Annotated in this window: 13 protein-coding genes; 8 read left to right on the top strand and 5 right to left on the bottom strand. The window is 68.9% G+C overall.

Annotation, left to right across the window (positions count from 1 at the left end; all coding sequences use genetic code 11):
* Positions 1-4: 4 nt before the first annotated feature.
* A complete protein-coding gene (locus DAT37_RS02700; RefSeq protein WP_109523012.1) occupies positions 5-982 on the bottom strand; it encodes an NAD(P)H-dependent flavin oxidoreductase in 978 nt (325 codons plus the stop codon).
* A gap of 373 nt (positions 983-1355) precedes the next feature.
* On the opposite strand from DAT37_RS02700, the gene fadD5 reads away from it, so the two are divergent.
* Entirely contained in the window at positions 1356-2927 is a 1572-nt protein-coding gene (gene fadD5 / locus DAT37_RS02695; RefSeq protein ID WP_109523011.1) for a fatty-acid--CoA ligase FadD5, read from the top strand.
* Between the two features lie 103 nt (positions 2928-3030).
* Here fadD5 and DAT37_RS02690 read toward each other — a convergent pair whose 3' ends face one another.
* Complete coding sequence (locus DAT37_RS02690) at positions 3031-3648, bottom strand: TetR/AcrR family transcriptional regulator (RefSeq protein WP_109523010.1); 618 nt, start codon at positions 3646-3648, stop codon at positions 3031-3033.
* A gap of 118 nt (positions 3649-3766) precedes the next feature.
* Between DAT37_RS02690 and DAT37_RS02685 the strand changes: the two genes are divergently transcribed.
* The 7 genes from DAT37_RS02685 to DAT37_RS02655 all read left to right on the top strand — a co-directional run bounded on the left by DAT37_RS02685 (position 3767) and on the right by DAT37_RS02655 (position 14719).
* Positions 3767-4447, top strand: coding sequence for a class I SAM-dependent methyltransferase (locus DAT37_RS02685; RefSeq protein ID WP_109523009.1), 681 nt, complete (start codon positions 3767-3769; stop codon positions 4445-4447).
* A gap of 72 nt (positions 4448-4519) precedes the next feature.
* Positions 4520-5611 (top strand): RNA ligase (ATP), encoded by a 1092-nt coding sequence (locus DAT37_RS02680; protein WP_109523008.1) that lies wholly within the window; start codon positions 4520-4522, stop codon positions 5609-5611.
* Positions 5612-5746: 135 nt separating this feature from the next.
* The gene (locus tag DAT37_RS02675; protein ID WP_109523007.1) at positions 5747-6031 is read left to right on the top strand and encodes an acyl carrier protein; all 285 of its coding nucleotides are present in this window, start codon (positions 5747-5749) and stop codon (positions 6029-6031) included.
* Positions 6028-11412, top strand: coding sequence for a type I polyketide synthase (locus DAT37_RS02670; RefSeq protein ID WP_109523006.1), 5385 nt, complete (start codon positions 6028-6030; stop codon positions 11410-11412). The genes DAT37_RS02675 and DAT37_RS02670 overlap by 4 nt, the downstream gene beginning before the upstream one ends.
* Positions 11409-13136 carry a fatty acyl-AMP ligase gene (locus tag DAT37_RS02665; protein WP_109523005.1) on the top strand — a complete coding sequence of 576 codons (1728 nt, stop codon included), beginning with the start codon at positions 11409-11411 and terminating at the stop codon, positions 13134-13136. Before DAT37_RS02670 ends, DAT37_RS02665 begins: the two co-directional genes overlap by 4 nt.
* Positions 13137-13202: 66 nt before the next feature.
* Entirely contained in the window at positions 13203-13580 is a 378-nt protein-coding gene (locus DAT37_RS02660; RefSeq protein WP_109523249.1) for a hypothetical protein, read from the top strand.
* Positions 13577-14719 carry a cation:proton antiporter gene (locus DAT37_RS02655; RefSeq protein WP_109523004.1) on the top strand — a complete coding sequence of 381 codons (1143 nt, stop codon included), beginning with the start codon at positions 13577-13579 and terminating at the stop codon, positions 14717-14719. Before DAT37_RS02660 ends, DAT37_RS02655 begins: the two co-directional genes overlap by 4 nt.
* On the opposite strand, the gene DAT37_RS02650 is transcribed toward DAT37_RS02655, so the two are convergent.
* The 3 genes from DAT37_RS02650 to DAT37_RS02640 form a co-directional block, all read right to left on the bottom strand.
* Positions 14716-15120 carry an RNA-binding S4 domain-containing protein gene (locus DAT37_RS02650; RefSeq protein WP_109523003.1) on the bottom strand — a complete coding sequence of 135 codons (405 nt, stop codon included), beginning with the start codon at positions 15118-15120 and terminating at the stop codon, positions 14716-14718. The two genes, DAT37_RS02655 and DAT37_RS02650, sit on opposite strands and share 4 nt — an antisense overlap.
* Before the next feature lie 4 nt (positions 15121-15124).
* Positions 15125-15688: a C40 family peptidase gene (locus tag DAT37_RS02645; protein ID WP_232839454.1), complete on the bottom strand. Its 564-nt coding sequence runs from the start codon at positions 15686-15688 to the stop codon at positions 15125-15127.
* A 475-nt stretch (positions 15689-16163) separates the two neighbouring features.
* The gene (locus DAT37_RS02640) at positions 16164-16415 is read right to left on the bottom strand and encodes a hypothetical protein (protein ID WP_109523001.1); all 252 of its coding nucleotides are present in this window, start codon (positions 16413-16415) and stop codon (positions 16164-16166) included.
* Between the last annotated feature and the right edge of the window lie 49 nt (positions 16416-16464).

Raw genomic sequence — 16464 nt, 5'->3', positions numbered from 1 at the left:
TCGATCAGGCGGTGACGACGACGTCGGCGAGCCGGGCGGTGATCAACTCCTCGGCCTCCGACACCATGCGCCCGATGAGTTCGGCGCAGCTGGGGATGTCGTGGATCAGGCCCTGGGCCAGGCCCGCCGACCAGATTCCCGCGTCGAGATCGCCTTCCTCGAAGACCCGGCGGCCGCGCGCACCGGCGACGAGTTCGCGGACGTCCTCGAATTTCCCTCCGGCCTTCTCGATTTCGACGACCTTGCGGCTGACCTCGTTATCCGCGACGCGGGCGGTATTGCGCATGGTGCGGAAGATCAGCTGGGTGTCGAGTTCGCTGTTGGCGACGATCTGTTCCTTGACCTTCTGGTCGATGGCCGATTCGCGGGTGCACAGGAAACGGGTGCCCATATTGACGCCGTCCGCGCCGAGCGCGAGCGCCGCGACCAGTCCGCGGGCGTCGGCGATACCGCCCGAGGCGATCATCGGGATGTCGAGGACGCGCGCGGCGGCCGGGATGAGGATCAGGCCGGGGATATCGTCCTCGCCCGGGTGACCCGCGCATTCGAATCCGTCGATGCTGACACCGTCGACGCCGACGTGCTGGGCCTTGAGCGCGTGCCGCACGCTGGTGCATTTGTGCAGCACCTTGATACCGGCGTCGTGGTAGTACGGCAGGTACGGCTCGGGGTTGGAACCGGCGGTCTCCACGATCTTCACGCCGCTGTCGATGATCGCCTGAACGTATTCGGCGTACGGCGGCGGGTTGATCGACGGCAGGATGGTGACGTTGACGCCGAACGGCTTGTCGGTCAGTTCCCTGGTCCTGGCGATCTCGTTGCGCAGTTCGTCGGGGGTGGGCTGGGTCAGAGCGGTGATGAAGCCGAGTCCGCCCGCGTTCGCGACGGCCGCGACGAGTTCGGCCCGGCCGACCCACATCATGCCGCCCTGCACGATGGGGTGCTCCACCCCGAAGGTCTCGGTGAACCTGGTCCGCAGCATCGCGCTACTCCTCTATTCCGGGTGGGCGTCGTTCCCGCCCTGCCGGGTCGATGGTGACACGGGGGTCGACCGGCAGACAACCCACAAGTGAGCCGGGATTCGCATACATGATCTCCTGGCGTAGGGTTCCCCTCCGCGTAGATCGGGTTCGGAGATCCGCAAACCGGCAGATCGAGGCATATTTGTCGACCTCAATGGCATCGCGAGACGATTAACGATCATTCTTCTCTCGCGCGCTTGCCGCTGCTGTAAGTTAGTTGTTATTCTCGTCTCAGTTCAGCCCGTCGATGCCGTCGGTCCCACCGACGCGGGTCACGGTCCCCTCCGCGACTGCCCGCAGTTCGCGACACCGCACAGCCAAGGAGTTCGCGGCATGACCACTGGTGCACAAGCACTCGACGAACCGATCCGTTCGCGGCGCAACCACTGGAACAACCAGCTCGCGGCGCACGCGCAGATGCGTCCCGAAGAGGTCGCCGTGCGGTTCCGTGGTGTGGACACCACCTGGAAGCAACTGCACGAACGCTCGCTGAAATTCGCCGACGCCCTCGCCCGGCGCGGTGTCGGCTTCGGCGACCGGGTGCTGATCCTGGCGCTGAACTACCCGGAATACCTGGAAACGGTCTTCGGCATCAACGCGCTCGGCGCCATCGCGGTACCGGTCAACTTCCGGCTCACCCCGCCCGAGGTGGCCTACATCGTCAGCGACAGCGGCGCGAAGGCGATCGTCACCGATACGGTGTTGGCGCCACTGGCCGCCGCCGTCAAGGCGCAGTCCCCCGCGCTGGAGACCTGCGTGGTCATCGGTGGCGCCTCCGGTGACGGCGTCATCGGATTCGACGACGCGCTGGCCGAGGAGGGCGCGCCGCATACGCCGCTCGACATCCCCGAGGACACCCCGAGCCTGATCATGTACACCTCGGGCACCACGGGCAGCCCCAAGGGCGCGGTGCTCTCGTACGCGAATATGAACGCCCAGGCGCTCACCTGTATCCGCGCACTCGCCATCGAACCGGAATCGGTGGGCTTCTGCACCTCCCCGCTGTTCCACATCGCCGGACTCGGCAGTCTCGCACCGTATTTCATGCTCGGCGCGAAGACCGTCCTGCATCCGCTCGGCGCGTTCGACGCCACCGAATTCCTGGACGCGTTGGAGGCCGAGCAGGCGACGACGGCGTTCTGCGTGCCCGCGCAATGGCAGCTGATCTGCGCCGATCCGACCGTCAAGGACCGCAAGCTGGCCCTGGAGGCGCTGAGCTGGGGCGCCGCGCCCGCCTCCGACACGGTGCTGCGCGCCATGGCCGAAGCCTTCCCGACCGCGTTCAATGTCGCGGTCTTCGGCCAGACCGAGATGTCGCCGATCACCTGTGTCCTCGAGGGCAAGGACGCGATCCGCAAACTCGGCTCGGTCGGCAAACCCATCCCGACCATCCAGGCCCGCATCGTCGACGACGAGATGAACGATGTCGCCCCCGGCGAGATCGGCGAGATCGTCTACCGCGGACCGACTCTCATGCAGGGCTACTGGAACAAGCCGGAAGCCACGGCGGAGGCGTTCGCGGGCGGCTGGTTCCATTCCGGCGATCTGGTGCGCCAGGACGAGGAAGGGTTCATCTACGTCGTCGACCGCAAGAAGGACATGATCATCTCCGGCGGCGAGAACATCTACTGCGCCGAGGTGGAGAACGTGCTCTTCGCCCATCCGCTGATCCGCGAGGCCGCCGTGGTCGGTCGGGCGCACGAGAAGTGGGGCGAGGTGCCGGTCGCGGTCGTCGCGCTCGTCGATCCGGACGCCGAACTGACCATCGCCGACCTCGAACCGTTCCTCAACGAGAACCTGGCGCGCTACAAGCACCCGAAGGAACTCGTCGTGGTCGCCGAACTGCCCCGCAATGCCAGCGGCAAGGTCGTGAAAGTACAACTGCGCAAGGACTATTCGTCCTGACCACACGCCCGATTCCGTGACTGGGACACGGAATCGGGCACGCGGATGGCGCGGACGCGTCGGTATCACCGGAAGGTGGACCGAGGCGTCCGCGCCGTCGTGATCAGCCGGTCGAGCGATCGGCCCCGGCCGTGGCGCCCCCGCGGACCAGATCCTCCAGACCGGGCGCGACGAGAGCTTCCACCTGGCGATAGGCGTCTGGGGCCGCCAGCGGCGGGTCCGAGTCGGCGATCATCCCGAGCAGCCCGACGATGCCCCAGGACAGGAAGTTGACCGACGCGGACAGCGCCTCCTCCTCGACATCGAAGGTGTCGGTCAGACGCTCGACCAGAATCTTGGCGACCATACCGCGAGTGGCGCGCAGCAGCACCGCGTTGGCCTTGCGGCCGAGCAGGGCCCGGTACACCTCGGGGTTCTCGGCGGCCAACTGGAACAGCGTGTAGACGGGGGCGAGCGGGGCCGAAAGCGGTGGCGCGAAAGGGTCATCCGGGTCGGGGCGCGCCGCCATGATGGTCGCGCGCAGATATTCGGTACTGCTGACCAGCAGCAGATCGTCCTTGTCGCGGAAGTGGGCGTAGAAGGTGGAGCGGCCGACATCGGCGCGGTCCAGGATGTCGCTGACCGAGATCCGCTCGTAGCCGCGCTCGATCATGAGTTCGATCAGGGCTTGGTGCAGAGCGTTTCTGGTCCGCCGGACACGGCGGTCGTTGCCTTTGTTCATCGCGCTGATTCCGAGTACATGAGTCCTCCGGATAAAGCGTGCGAAACCGTCCCGAACGGCACGGTTTCCGCCACTTTGCTCCTGGTCGAGCCGCTGATACACCCTCGATCATGAACACATGACCGGAAACAGACAACAGTTCGACAGCGTGACTTCGCGGACAGAGAACGAAATCGGCCTGCTGATCACCAAACCGCGTGGATATCGCCTCGTCAAATCCCTGTACCTGCTCGGGCGCGTAGGGGCCCTGAACACCGCGCTGATCCGGGAGAGCGGCGCGGGCCCCGGCGCGGACGTCCTCGATATCGGTTGCGGTCCCGGTGATCTCGTCCGCGCGATGGGCGAGCGAGTCGGACCGGACGGATCGGTGACCGGGGTCGACCCGTCACCCAGGATGATCGAATACGCGACGGCGCGGTCCTCGGCCGGTTGTCGATTCGAGGTCTGCGCGGCGCAGGACATCACCGCGCCCGACGCCTCCTACGACCTGGTGACCTGCACATTCGTCATGCACCACATACCCGAACAGCATCGCCGGGCCGCCATCGCCCACATGTATCGAGTGCTGCGCCCCGGCGGGCGACTGCTGCTGGCCGATACCTATCCGGGCGGACGCCTGAAGGCCGCGGTCGCGATCATGTCCCGCTTCGCCGCCGCGCGCGCCCACGACCACGCCGAAGATCCGGTGGCCGCCATCGACATACGCCGGTACCGAGAAGATCTGCGGGGCGCGGGTTTTCGTACCGTCGATTTCACCACGGTGGGCTCGTCCACCGCGATGTTGCTGGCCGTCAAGTAGACCGAAATTCGGTCGACCGGCACGGGTCCGCCCTTCTACGCTGACCGGATTCAGCAGGAGGGGGTCGTCAACATGTCGACATTACGAGTCACCGTCGAAGAATTGGTCGTCCATCCGCATCCGAACGCGGACCGACTCGAGTTGGCGCAGGTCGGTCTGTACCGCGCCGTCGTCGCCAAGGGAGCGTTCGTCTCCGGCGACCACGCGCTCTACATCCCCGAACAGGCGGTGCTGCCCGACCCGTTGATCGAGGAGATCGGGTTGAGCGGGAAACTGGCGGGCGCGCAACGTAACCGGGTCAAGACCGTGCGTCTGCGCGGGGAGGTCTCGCAGGGCATCGTCTGCGTTCCCGCGGCCCTGGGCGACGTCGACCTCGCGACCGCGGCGCTGGCCGGGACCGATTTCGCCGAGACACTCGGCATCACCAAATGGGTTCCGACGGTGCCGGTCTCGATGTCGGGGCAGGTCGAAGCCGCGCCGGATCTCCTGCGGTGGATCGATGTCGAGAACATCAAGCGGTACCCGGATATCTTCGAGGCGGGCGAACCCGTCGTCGCGACCGAGAAGATCCACGGCACCGCCTGCCTGTTCACCTACGTGCGTGACGGCGAGCGGACCTACGTGTCGTCCAAGGGTGTCGGCGGGCAGTCGTTGGCGCTGATACCTGCCGAGGGCAACCTGTACTGGCGCGCGGTCCACCGCTACGGACTCGTCGAGGCGGCGCGCGCGATCGCCGACGAGTTCGGCCTGGCCCGGGTCGGATTCTTCGGTGAGGTGTACGGCGCGGGCGTTCAGGACCTGCACTACGGCGCGGCCGCCGACCGCGACGAGACCCTCGGCTACGCGCTGTTCGACGTCGCGGTCGATCCGGAGCCGGAACCGGTGCGCTGGCTCGGCCACGCCGAAATCGGCGCGGTCTGGACCGATCTCGGTCTGTCGGTGCCACGGGTGCCGGTGCTGTACGAAGGCCCCTACGACGCCGCGCGGCTGATGGAACTGGCGGAGGGCAGGGAGACGGTCTCCGGATCGGAAACCGGTATCCGCGAGGGATTGGTGGTGCGCCCGGTGACCGAACGACGCTCGGACGTCCTCGGCGGTCGCGCCATCGGCAAGATCGTCTCCGACGGCTACCTGCTGCGCGACGGGGGCACCGAATACGAGTGAACCGCCCGCGCCGCCGCGAAAGGGGCAGGCGGACAGCCGGAAACGCATTCCTCTTCCACCCCGCGATTACGGCATAATCGCGGGGGTACCGCTCCCGGGCTTCTCGGCCCGAGCGAGGCGGAGAGGGAGGACACGATGGGGTCCGGTCTGCCGGATGGGCGCGATGGTGGGAGCGGTCGGGAGCAGGGTCGGCGCACGACTCTGCTATCGGCCGCCGTCGCCGCCGTGGCCGACCTACTCGGGGTCGCTCCCGAGGCGGTCGCCACCGGTGTGCCGTTCAGCGACCTCGGGCTGAGTTCCACTCAGCTCGCCCGGCTGACGGCCGCGCTGGAGGATGCCATGGGTGTCGAGGTGTCGCTGACCGCCCTCTACGACCACCCCGACATCGAGCAGCTTGTCGAGCATCTCACGATGCCATGACGGCCGCCGACACTCCCCTCCCGCCGCCGCACCCTCCGGTCTCCATAGTCGGGATGGGATGCCGAGTGCCCGGCGCGGACGGCCTCGACGAGTTCTGGGAACTGCTGCGCACCGGACGCGACGCCACCGGCGAACCACCCGGGGGCCGATCGGTCACCCGGCACGCCGGCTATCTCGGCGATATCGACCGGTTCGACAACGACTGGTTCGCGATATCGGCCAGGGAAGCCGCGTCGATGGATCCGCAGCAGCGGCTGGCGCTCGAAGTCGCGATCGAGGCGATCGACGACGCGGGCATCGGCTATCGCACCCGTGGTCGCGGTGCCGCGGTGGTGTTCGGCGCGTGCGGGTTCGACCACGGCGTCACGGTGCTCGGCTCCGGCGGACACGACGCGCCGTACGCGGTCACCGGTTCGGCGCTCAGCATCATCGCCAACCGGCTGTCCTACGTGCTCGACCTGCGCGGTCCCAGCCTGGTTGTGGACAGCGCCTGTTCGTCCTCGCTGGCCGCGGTGGATATCGCGCTGCGACTGCTCGCCGACGAGACGGTGCCGTTCGCGATCGTCGGCGGGGTCAACCTGACACTGCTGCCCTACACCTCGGACTACCTCGCCGAGAGCGGATTCCTGGCCGAGGACGGGCGGTGCAAACCATTCGACGCGACGGCCGACGGCTACACCCGCAGCGACGGCTGCGGGGTGATCGTGCTGCGGCGCACCGCCGACGCGCGTCGCGCGGGCGATCGGATCTACGCCGAGATCGCCGGTGCCGCCGTCGGTTCCGACGGTCGCTCCAACGGTCTGTACGCACCCAACGGCCGAGCGCAGCAGGACACCATCCGCACCGCGTGGTCGCGGGCCGGACTCGATCCGCGCTCCGCGGGCTACATCGAATGCCACGGCACCGGCACCGCCCTCGGCGACGCGGTGGAGGTCGGGGCGCTCGCCGCGGTACTCGCCACCGACGAGCCCGACCGGGCACCGATCCGCATCGGTTCGCTGAAATCCAACCTCGGCCATCTGGAGGCCGCCGCCGGGGTGACCGGCCTGATCAAGACCGCGCTGTCCATCCACCACGCGACGATCGCGCCGACCATCCACTTCACCACCGAGAACGCGCTGTTGAAACTGGGCGAACGCGGGCTGGAGGTGCCGACCGAGCCGGTCGACTGGAGCACGACGCCACGCGCCGAACGTCACGCGGGCGTGAGCTCGTTCGGATTCGGCGGGACCAACGCGCACGTGGTCCTGCGCGGGGTCGCGCGGACTCCTGGCCGCCGGGACAGCGCCGGGCCGTTGGTCATTCCGGTGACCGGACGCGATATCGCCGAAATTCGCACGCGGGCCGAGGATCTGATCACTCGTCTGGAGGTGGGTCGGGGCGTGCCGACGACCGTCGACGGTGCTGACGTCGCGCATCCGGTTCGATCCGCGAAGTCCACCGTGTATGCCGCAGCCGCCGACACGGACGCCGCGAACAACGTCGCTGCTTCCTCCGCCGCGGCGGGTGCCCATATCGGTGCCGGTGCCTCCGCCGGTGCCGGTCCATCTACCGGCACCGGCGGAACAGGCGGTGCCGACCGTGTAGGCAGCTCAGGTCCCGGGGTCGGCTCCGAGGGCGCGGGCCGTTCGAGCGAGGCAGGCGGTGCCGGCCCGACAGGCAGCACGGGCAGTATCGGTGGGGGTGCGGGCCGTTCCGATGGTGGCCCCGCCGCCGACACCGGCACGTGGTCGACTCTGCACAGGGTCGCCGTGTCCGCGGCGCGGGCACTACCCGAGACCAGCCGGGCCGTGGTCACGGCACATGACATCGATCAGGCGCGGGAGCGGCTGCGCGCGTTGGCCTCGGGCGATTCGAGTCCCGGTGTCATCGGGCCGAGTTCGGCGCGGCGGCGCGGTGGTGTGCTGTTCCTGTTCTCGGGTCAGGGTGGGCAACATCCGAGGATGGGTAGATCGCTGGCGGCGCGGTGGCCGGTTTTCGCGCGGGCGGTGACGGCGGCGACCGATGCCGTTGTGGCGGCGGGCGGGCCTCGGGTGTGGACCCCGAGGCACGGATTCGCGCTCGGTGACGAGGCGACGGAATTCGTTCAGCCCGCGCTTTTCGCCTACCAGGTCGCGTCGGCGGAACTGTTCGCCTCCTGGGGTGTCCGGCCGGACGGGGTGGTCGGGCACAGTCTCGGTGAGATCGCCGGTGCGGTGAGGGTGGGCGCGTTATCGCTGGCGGACGGCGCGCATATCGCGGTGCGGCGCAGCAGGGCGCTCGGCGCGCTCGACGGTCAGGGCGCGATGGCCCTGCTCGAAGCCGCGCCGGAGGAGGCGGCGCAATTGGTTGAGCCCGTGCGGGCGTCGGTGGGTATCGCCGCGATCAACGGACCACGTTCGGTGGTGATCTCCGGGGTGCCGCGCTACATCGACACCGTGGTGCGCCGGGCCAGACGTCGCGATATGTTCGCCCAGCGCATCGCCGTCGATTTCGCCGCGCACAGTCCCCAGGTCGCGCCGGTACTGCCCGATTTCGTCGAGGCGCTGAGCGGACTCACGCCGCACACGCCGCACACCAGGCTCTATTCGACGGCGCGGCGCGCCACCGTGGTCGACTCCGCGACGCTGACCGCGGACTACTGGGCCGACAATGTCTCCGGGACAGTCGAACTCGGCGCGGCACTGGACCTGGCGGCGGCCGACGGGTTCACGAGCGTGGTGGAGATCTCGCCGCATCCGGTCCTGGTCTCGTCGGTGCGCGAATACCGGGCGTTCCGCGATTCGGCCTATCCGGGAGCGGCGCGCGAGGACGAGGCCGAGGCCTTCCTCGAGACCGTCGCGCGGCTGTATATCGAGGGACGCGCGGTGAACTGGTCGGCACTCGGCCCTTTCACCGGTCCGGAGTATCGACGCCGTTGGCAGCGGCGACGATTCGCGCCGACGGCTCGGACCGATCGGCCCGCCGCGAAACCCGAGTTCGTCCCCGACCTGCTGGACGACCACGTGGTACTCGGTGCGGCGACCGTCCCCGCGGTGTACTGGCTGCGCAGGCTGTCGCACCTGGCCGGACCCGAATCCGCCACCATGCTGGCTGATTTCGTCGTCGACGAATTGACCGAGCTGAGCGCGCTGCCCCGGATCGCCTACCACGCCGACGATTCGACGGGCACGCTGCGCGTCACACCCGACAGCGCGGTTCCGGTGGCGTCCGCACGACCGGACGGGCATCCCTCGCCCGCGGATATCGTCGCCTGGATGCGTCTGGCCGACGCCAATCGCGCGGTGCGTCACCAGATGCACGGCCTGGAAGCGGGCTACTTCTATGCCCAATTGCGCGGCAGAGCACTGGAATACGGTCCGCGATTCCGCCCGTTGCGCCGGATCGCGACCGGTAGCGGCCGGGCCCTCGGCACCTTCGAGGACGCCGAACCGCACAGCACCGCCACCCTGGACGGTTGCCTGCACCTGTTGGCCGCCGCCTGTTACGACGACCTGCCCGACGAGGCGATCCCCCTCCCGATCGGCATCGAATCGGCCTGGGTCTCCACCGAATCCGATCGCGTGGTGGTCGAGGGACACGCGCTGATCACGGAATATTCCGAGAGCGGTCTGGTCGGCGATGTCGTCGCCACCGATCAGCACGGAGCGCCCGTACTGGCGCTGTGCGGCGTGCGCATCCGGTTCGCGGATCACCTGTCCCGCGTGCCCGCCGCCGAGCAGTCCGCGCTCGGTCCCGCCGTCGCGTTCCGCCAGGAGACCTGGCATCCGCTGCATCCCGAGGCGATCGGACGCCCGGACGCCGACGCACGACCACCTCACGCGCGGCGTGCCCTGGTCGTCGGCGAATCCGCGCTCGCGACCCGGCTGGCACGCACACTGGAGACGATCGTGCCGACCGAACGCGCGGCCCGCGAACCCGACGCCGCCGCGGCGGTGGTCGCCTCGGCGCTGCTGCGTCGCGGGAGCGCCGAACGCACGGCGGTGGTACTGGTATGGCCGGACGAGCCGGGAACACGGCGGGATTCGATCACCACCGTCGGACGGGTACTGGGTCTGCTCCAGCACCTGCAATCCCACGACGCCACCGCGTCGCTGACGGTGGTACTTCCGCTCGGGTGCTCCCCCGCCGCGCACGCGACGGCCGGGCTGATCCGATCGCTGCAACTCGAATCCGGGCGCACGATCCGGCTGGTGTGGACCGACCACGATCCCGAGAACACGGCGGTGCTGGCCGGACTCGTCACCGCCGAACCGGAAGCCGGACTGCCCGAGGAGATCCGGCTGACCGGCGGCGACGCCGCCATCCGACGCTTCACCGTCGCGACCGCCGACACCGCGCCGCCCACGATCGACCCGCACGGGACCTACGTGGTGACCGGCGGTCTCGGCGGTCTCGGCGCGCTGGCGGTGCGCTGGCTGCTCGACGCGGGCGCGCACGACGTGGTGGTGCTGACCAGATCACCCCGGCCGGTGCCCACGGCGCTGGACGGTTTCGAGGAGCGGATCGTCGTGGTCCGCTGCGACGCGACCGACCGCGGCGATCTGTCCAACGCCCTGAGCGATATCCGGGAATGCGGTTCGACCATCCGCGGTGTCGTGCATGCCGCGGGCACCCTCGAAGACGCGGTTTTCGACGATATCGGCGCGGACCAGCTGGCACGGATGGCAGCGCCGAAGATCGGCGCCGCAGGCGATCTCCTCGAGCTGACCGCGGGCGATCCGATCGATTTCGTCCTGCTGTTCTCCTCGGCGACCGGTGCGCTCGGCGCGCCGGGCCAGGCCGCCTACGCGGCGGCCAACGCGGGTATGGACGCGCTGGCCGCGTCGGTACCGCGGCGTCGGGTCATCAGTATCGGCTGGGGTACGTGGGCATCGGGGCTGGCCGAGGCGGCGGGCGGCGCGACCCATCTGCGCCGCGCCGGGATCGCGGCACTCGATCCGGCGCGCGGCGCGGAAATGCTCGGTCGCGCGCTGCGGCACACCGGACCCTATCTGCTCGCCGTCGACTACGCGCCGACCCCCGACCGGTCCCCGGTGGCCAACCGGCTGCGCACGCTGCTCGCGCCGGGACGTGACCTGCGGAATTCTCCGGCGCGCCCCCACCCCGTCGACCCGGAGCCGACCCCGCCCGGCACCGCCACACCGGAACCTCTGACAGCGACCATCCGCCGGATCGTGGCCGCCACCGTCGGCATTCCGGCCGAATCCATCCCGCCGACCGCCGATTTCAACGATCTCGGTCTCAGTTCGCTGCTCGCGATCGAATTGCGCAGGGCCCTGGAAACCCGACTGAGCATCGCCATCTCGACCGCGGAACTGTTCATGCATCCGACCGTCGCCGCACTCGGCGCCGCGCTGTCCGACCGGGTCGCCGCGGTCGATTCCGAAGAGGCGTCATGACGACCGCCGACACTCTCGCCGCCCGGGTCGCGCGATGGGCGCGAACGCGGCCGGACGACCCGGCGTTCACCGAATTGCGCTATCGCGGAACCGAGTGCACGCCCGTCACCGTGTCCTACGCCCGGTTACACGGCGCGGCGGGCCGCTCGGCACAGCTGCTGCGACGCGAGAGCGCGCCCGGCGATCGGGTGGCGATCCTGTGCGGTCACGGACTCGACTACGTGGTGGCCTTCCTGGCCTGCCTCTACAGCGGACGGATCGCGGTTCCGCTGTTCCCGGTGGCGGGCAGCCGCAACACCGCACGCCTGGACGACGTACTCGCCGACGCGAAACCCATCATCGGCCTGGTCTCGGCGACCGACACGGTGACCGGTCCCGCCCTCGGTTCGGCGGCCGGGCGGCTGGTGCGCGTACCGTCCGATACCGCGACATCCGCCGCACTGTCCGACGCGACCATCGACCCGCCCGCCGACATCGCCTACCTGCAATACACCTCCGGTTCGACGAAAACCCCCGCTGGCGTGCGGATCACCCACGCCAATCTGTCCACAGCCATGGAGCAGTTGCGCGACGCCGTGCCAGCCACCCGCCACAGACCGATCGTCTCCTGGCTGCCCTTCTTCCACGATATGGGTCTGGTGCTGGCGCTGGCACTGCCGCTGTATTCGGGGGTGCACGGCGTCACGCTGGCACCGCTCGATTTCGTCAAAAGGCCGATCCGCTGGCTGCGCGCCTGCCACGAGTACCGCGCGGGTACCACGGGCAGCCCCAATTTCGGCCTGTCCCTTGCGGTATCGGGCACCTCCGAGTCCGAACGCGCCGGACTCGATCTGTCCGCGCTGGACGTTCTGATCAACGGGGCCGAACCGGTACGCGCCGAGGTACTTTCGGAGTTCACCCGGACCTTCGCCGAGTACGGATTCCGGCACCGCGCCCACGCCCCCGGCTACGGGTTGGCCGAGGCAACCCTGTCGGTATCCATCGTCGGCCAGAACCACGAACCCGTGACGCCGCGTTTCGACCGGGCCGCGCTGGCCGACGGCCGAGCCGAACCACAGGCCGGGGACGCGCCGCCGGAGTCGGGGCTCACATTGGTCGGCTGCGGCGCTCCCGCCGGACAGCGGGTGACGATCGTCGATCCGCTGTCGCGAGTCGAGCGGGGCGACGGCGAAATCGGCGAGATCTGGGTGTCGGGGGCCAATGTCGGCGCGGGCTACCACGGGAAACCCGAGGCGACCGCCAACGTTTTCGAGGCCACGCTCGTCGGTGCGACCGAGCGCTGGTTGCGTACCGGCGACCTCGGATTCCGCCACGACGGCCAGCTCTATATCGCGGGCAGACTCAAGGATCTGATCGTCGTCGACGGGCGCAACCACTACCCGTCCGATATCGAGGTGACAGCCTGCGCCGCCGCACCGGAGGTGCGCGCGGGCCATATCACCGCCTTCGGCCACGATGACGGCGACCGCGAGGACCTCGTGATCGTCGCCGAATTGAATACCGGCGCGCTGCCGCCGTCGACGGACCCCGTGGCCGTCGCGCGCCGCATCCGTACCGCGGTCGCCGCCGTGCACGAGGTGATGGCGGGCACGGTGCTGCTGGTCGAACCGGGCCGGATACCGAAGACCTCCAGCGGCAAGATCCGTCGCGGGGACTGTCGCGCACTGTTCGGCTCGGGTCGGCTGCCGAGTCTGGCCGTCGTCGGCAGGCAGCCACCGCACTGACGCGCCGCCGCCGGATTTCCCCGGGATGGGTCGGCGCGGGGGCGATGATGAGCTATGACCACCGAAATCGTCGACGTGAAGTGGAAGAGCAAGCCCGAGGAACACGACTATCCCGCCGCGGCCGACTATCTGGAACTGCTCGGCGAACCGGATGTGGTGCGGACCGTCGTCGACCGACTGCGCGAGGCGCCCGTCATCCGCAAGAAGGCCAAGGACATTTTGCGGGCCGCCGGACTCGAACTGCTCTCGGCGGACAACCCGCATGTCCGGCGCGATCTCATCAAGATCAACAATGGCGCCGCGCTGTCCCCGATCCTGGTCGTGCGCGGCGATTTCCGACGCGGTGTCGCGATGGTGATCGCCGACGGCTACCACCGCGTGTGCGCGATCCACTGGGCCGACGAGAACATCGCCATTCCGCTCAAGATCGCCTCGATGCCGTGACCTTCTCCACCCTCGCCCTCGTCATCGCGCTCGGGCTGATCGGCCCGCTGTTCGCGGTGCGCACCGCGTGGCACGTACCGGTGATCCTGGGCGAGTTGGCGGCTGGAATCACGTTCGGCGCTACCGGATTCGGGGTTCTCGACAGTTCGGATCCGATCTTCTCCTTTCTGGCCGACATGGGTTTCGCGGTCGTGATGTTCGTCGCGGGCACCCACGTACCGGTACGTGATCCACGGGTCCGATCGGCCATCGGCATCGGCGCGACGCGGGCCGTGATCGTCGGATTACTCTCCGCCGCCGCGGGTTTCGGGATCGCCGAGCTCTTCGACACCGGAAACGGGGCGATCTACGCGGTGTTGCTCGCCTCGTCATCGGCCGCGCTGGTCCTGCCGATCATCGACGCCGCGGGCGCGACGGGATCGGCGGTGCTGGCACTGACCGCGCAGGTGGCGATCGCCGATACCGCGTGCGTGGTCGCGCTGCCGCTGGTTATCGACCCCGGCAACGCGGGGCGGGCCGCCGTCGGGGCCGGCGCGGTGGCGGCCTGCGCGTTCGTGATGTTCCTGGTCCTGCGCCGACTCGAGTCGTCGGGCACACGGCGGCGGGTACACCGATTGTCGGAGGACAGAGGGTTCGCGATCGAACTGCGGGTCAGCCTGGTGCTGTTGTTCGCGCTGTGCGCGGTGGCGACGCAGACGCACGTCTCGATCATGCTGGCCGGTTTCGCGGCCGGACTCGCGGTGGCGGGCATCGGCGAGCCCCGCCGGGTCGCACGGCAACTCTTCGCCATCAACGACGGTTTCCTCGCGCCCGTGTTCTTCGTCTGGCTCGGCGCGCGGCTGAATCTGCGCGAATTCGCGGAACGGCCATCGCTCATCGGGCTCGGATTCGTATTGGGCGCGGGAGCTGTCGCGGTGCACCTGGTGAATCGATTCACCGGACAACCGGCCCGGTTCGCGGCCTTGTCGGCGGCACAGATCGGGGTGCCGGTCGCGGCGGTGACCGTCGGCGGACAACTACACGTGTTGGCGCCGGGGGAATCGTCGGCCATCATGCTCGGCGCACTGGTGACCGTGGGGGTCGCGGCAATCGCGGCGAGCCGTATCGCCTCTCGCATGGGCGATACAGCCGAAACCTAGTCCTGCGGTGGATCGTCGCGGCCGAGGAGACGGTCGGTTTCGCGACGTTCGCGCTTCGTAGGTCTGCCGCTGCCGCGATCACGACGCGGCATGGTCGCGAGAATCTCTCGCGGAGGTGGTGGCGGACTGCGGTCGATCAGGCATTGCGCGGCGATGGGCGCGCTGACTCGTTTGGTGACGACGCGCTCCACGATCACGATGCGCTCGACACCACCCGCCCGGATCCGGACCTCGTCACCGAGGCGAACCGGTTGGGCGGGTTTCGCCGTGGCACCGTTGACGCGAACGTGACCGCCCCGGCATGCCTCGGCCGCAGCGGATCTCGTCTTGAACAGGCGCACCGACCAGGTCCACGAATCGACGCGGGCCTGGGACGGGGCAGCCTGCTCGGCGGGGGGCAACCCGTTATACGACGCGGCGGGCGGTGACTACATCGTCGGCGTCGAGGTGGGTGTAGGACACCGGGGTACCCGACTGGACGGCATTGAGCAGCTTGCCGTCGCCCGCGTAGATGCCGACGTGGCCGCCGCCGTTGGTGATCACGATGTCACCGGGCTGCAAGTTCTGGAAGGCGACGGGAGCGCCGACATGCGACTGCTCGAAGCTGGTGCGCGGCAGTTCGACACCGGCCTGACGGAACGCCCACTGCACGAGACCGGAGCAGTCGAAGCTGACCGGGCCCGCGGCGCCCCAGGAGTACTGGGCGCCGACCTTCGACCGAGCGGCGTCGAGCGCCTTCTGGGCCGGGGAGTGGTCTTCCATGAGGTTCGGGAACTGGAGTCCGCCCTGCGGAACCGCGGGCAGTGTGCCGAAGGCGCCCTGCGGGATCGCGGGCTGGTTGGAGAGGGCCTGCGACAGCTGCTGGTTGAGCTGCTGGACCGAGCTCTCGTACTCCTGCGGGACGGGAACATCGAAGTCGCCCAGGCCGGGGACGTTGATGGTGGCTGCCATCGCGGGGATAGCGGGCATCGCACCTGTCGCGGCCACTGCGCCTAGAACGAGCGCACCCTTGACGGAATTCGGCATCCGAGATTCCCGCTGCAAACTGTGTTTACCCACCGACCTGAGTCTCCGATCTTTCCTACTTTCCCGCCGACCGGGTCGACTGCGGGTTCGTGCCGAGCGGATCGGCCCTACCGCGCCGATCCCCAGGACCGTTGCGGATACACCCCAGTGACTAACCTGTGGTTCCCGGCACGGCAGCCGAAGTTGCGAGGCCCCGACAGCCGATTAGGCGGTAACCCAGTGGCGCCGTTTCTCTTGCGAAGCGACAGACTCCACTAAGTCACGAGAAGATTACGACGCGGACGCGATGTTGTCCAGCGCACAGACCAGGGTTTTCGGGGGTCGGTGAGAAATCACTGGACACGCTGCGGCTCCCGTGCAGCTCAGGGCAGGTCACGATTCGATATCGACTGCGAGCCAGGGTTATCGGGATGTGAGATCAGCGGTCCCGTTCGGCCAGCGCGCGCTCGAGTTCGGCTATTCTGCGGCGCGCGTCGGCCAGCCCGACCTCCAGTTCGCCGAGCGCAACCACCAGCGGCCCGACCGCGAGATCGGCGACCAACTGCGGATCGTCGAACCCCTGCTCGATCGCGACGAGAATGTTCGACCGGATCCGGCCCGCCTCCTCCGCGTCCGGCGGCACCGGCCACGAGGCGACGACCTCGGCGAGCACGTGACCATCCTCGGACATGACGCCCCTTTCGTCCCAGCCGCCGACCCTGCCTCCGAACGCGATAAGC

It is taken from the genome of Nocardia aurea (assembly GCF_003123685.1).
In the GTDB taxonomy this organism is placed as follows: domain Bacteria; phylum Actinomycetota; class Actinomycetes; order Mycobacteriales; family Mycobacteriaceae; genus Nocardia; species Nocardia aurea.
Note: the sequence above shows the minus strand (reverse complement) of the source record. Positions and strands in the feature narration are given on the sequence as shown.

Excerpts from the sequence above, each read along its gene's own strand:
- DAT37_RS02700 (WP_109523012.1), bottom strand. The coding sequence starts at position 982 with ATGCTGCGGACCAGGTTCACCGAGACCTTCGGGGTGGAGCACCCCATC.
- fadD5 (WP_109523011.1), top strand. The coding sequence starts at position 1,356 with ATGACCACTGGTGCACAAGCACTCGACGAACCGATCCGTTCGCGGCGC.
- DAT37_RS02690 (WP_109523010.1), bottom strand. The coding sequence starts at position 3,648 with ATGAACAAAGGCAACGACCGCCGTGTCCGGCGGACCAGAAACGCTCTG.
- DAT37_RS02685 (WP_109523009.1), top strand. The coding sequence starts at position 3,767 with ATGACCGGAAACAGACAACAGTTCGACAGCGTGACTTCGCGGACAGAG.
- DAT37_RS02680 (WP_109523008.1), top strand. The coding sequence starts at position 4,520 with ATGTCGACATTACGAGTCACCGTCGAAGAATTGGTCGTCCATCCGCAT.
- DAT37_RS02675 (WP_109523007.1), top strand. The coding sequence starts at position 5,747 with ATGGGGTCCGGTCTGCCGGATGGGCGCGATGGTGGGAGCGGTCGGGAG.
- DAT37_RS02670 (WP_109523006.1), top strand. The coding sequence starts at position 6,028 with ATGACGGCCGCCGACACTCCCCTCCCGCCGCCGCACCCTCCGGTCTCC.
- DAT37_RS02665 (WP_109523005.1), top strand. The coding sequence starts at position 11,409 with ATGACGACCGCCGACACTCTCGCCGCCCGGGTCGCGCGATGGGCGCGA.
- DAT37_RS02645 (WP_232839454.1), bottom strand. The coding sequence starts at position 15,688 with ATGCCCGCTATCCCCGCGATGGCAGCCACCATCAACGTCCCCGGCCTG.
- DAT37_RS02640 (WP_109523001.1), bottom strand. The coding sequence starts at position 16,415 with ATGTCCGAGGATGGTCACGTGCTCGCCGAGGTCGTCGCCTCGTGGCCG.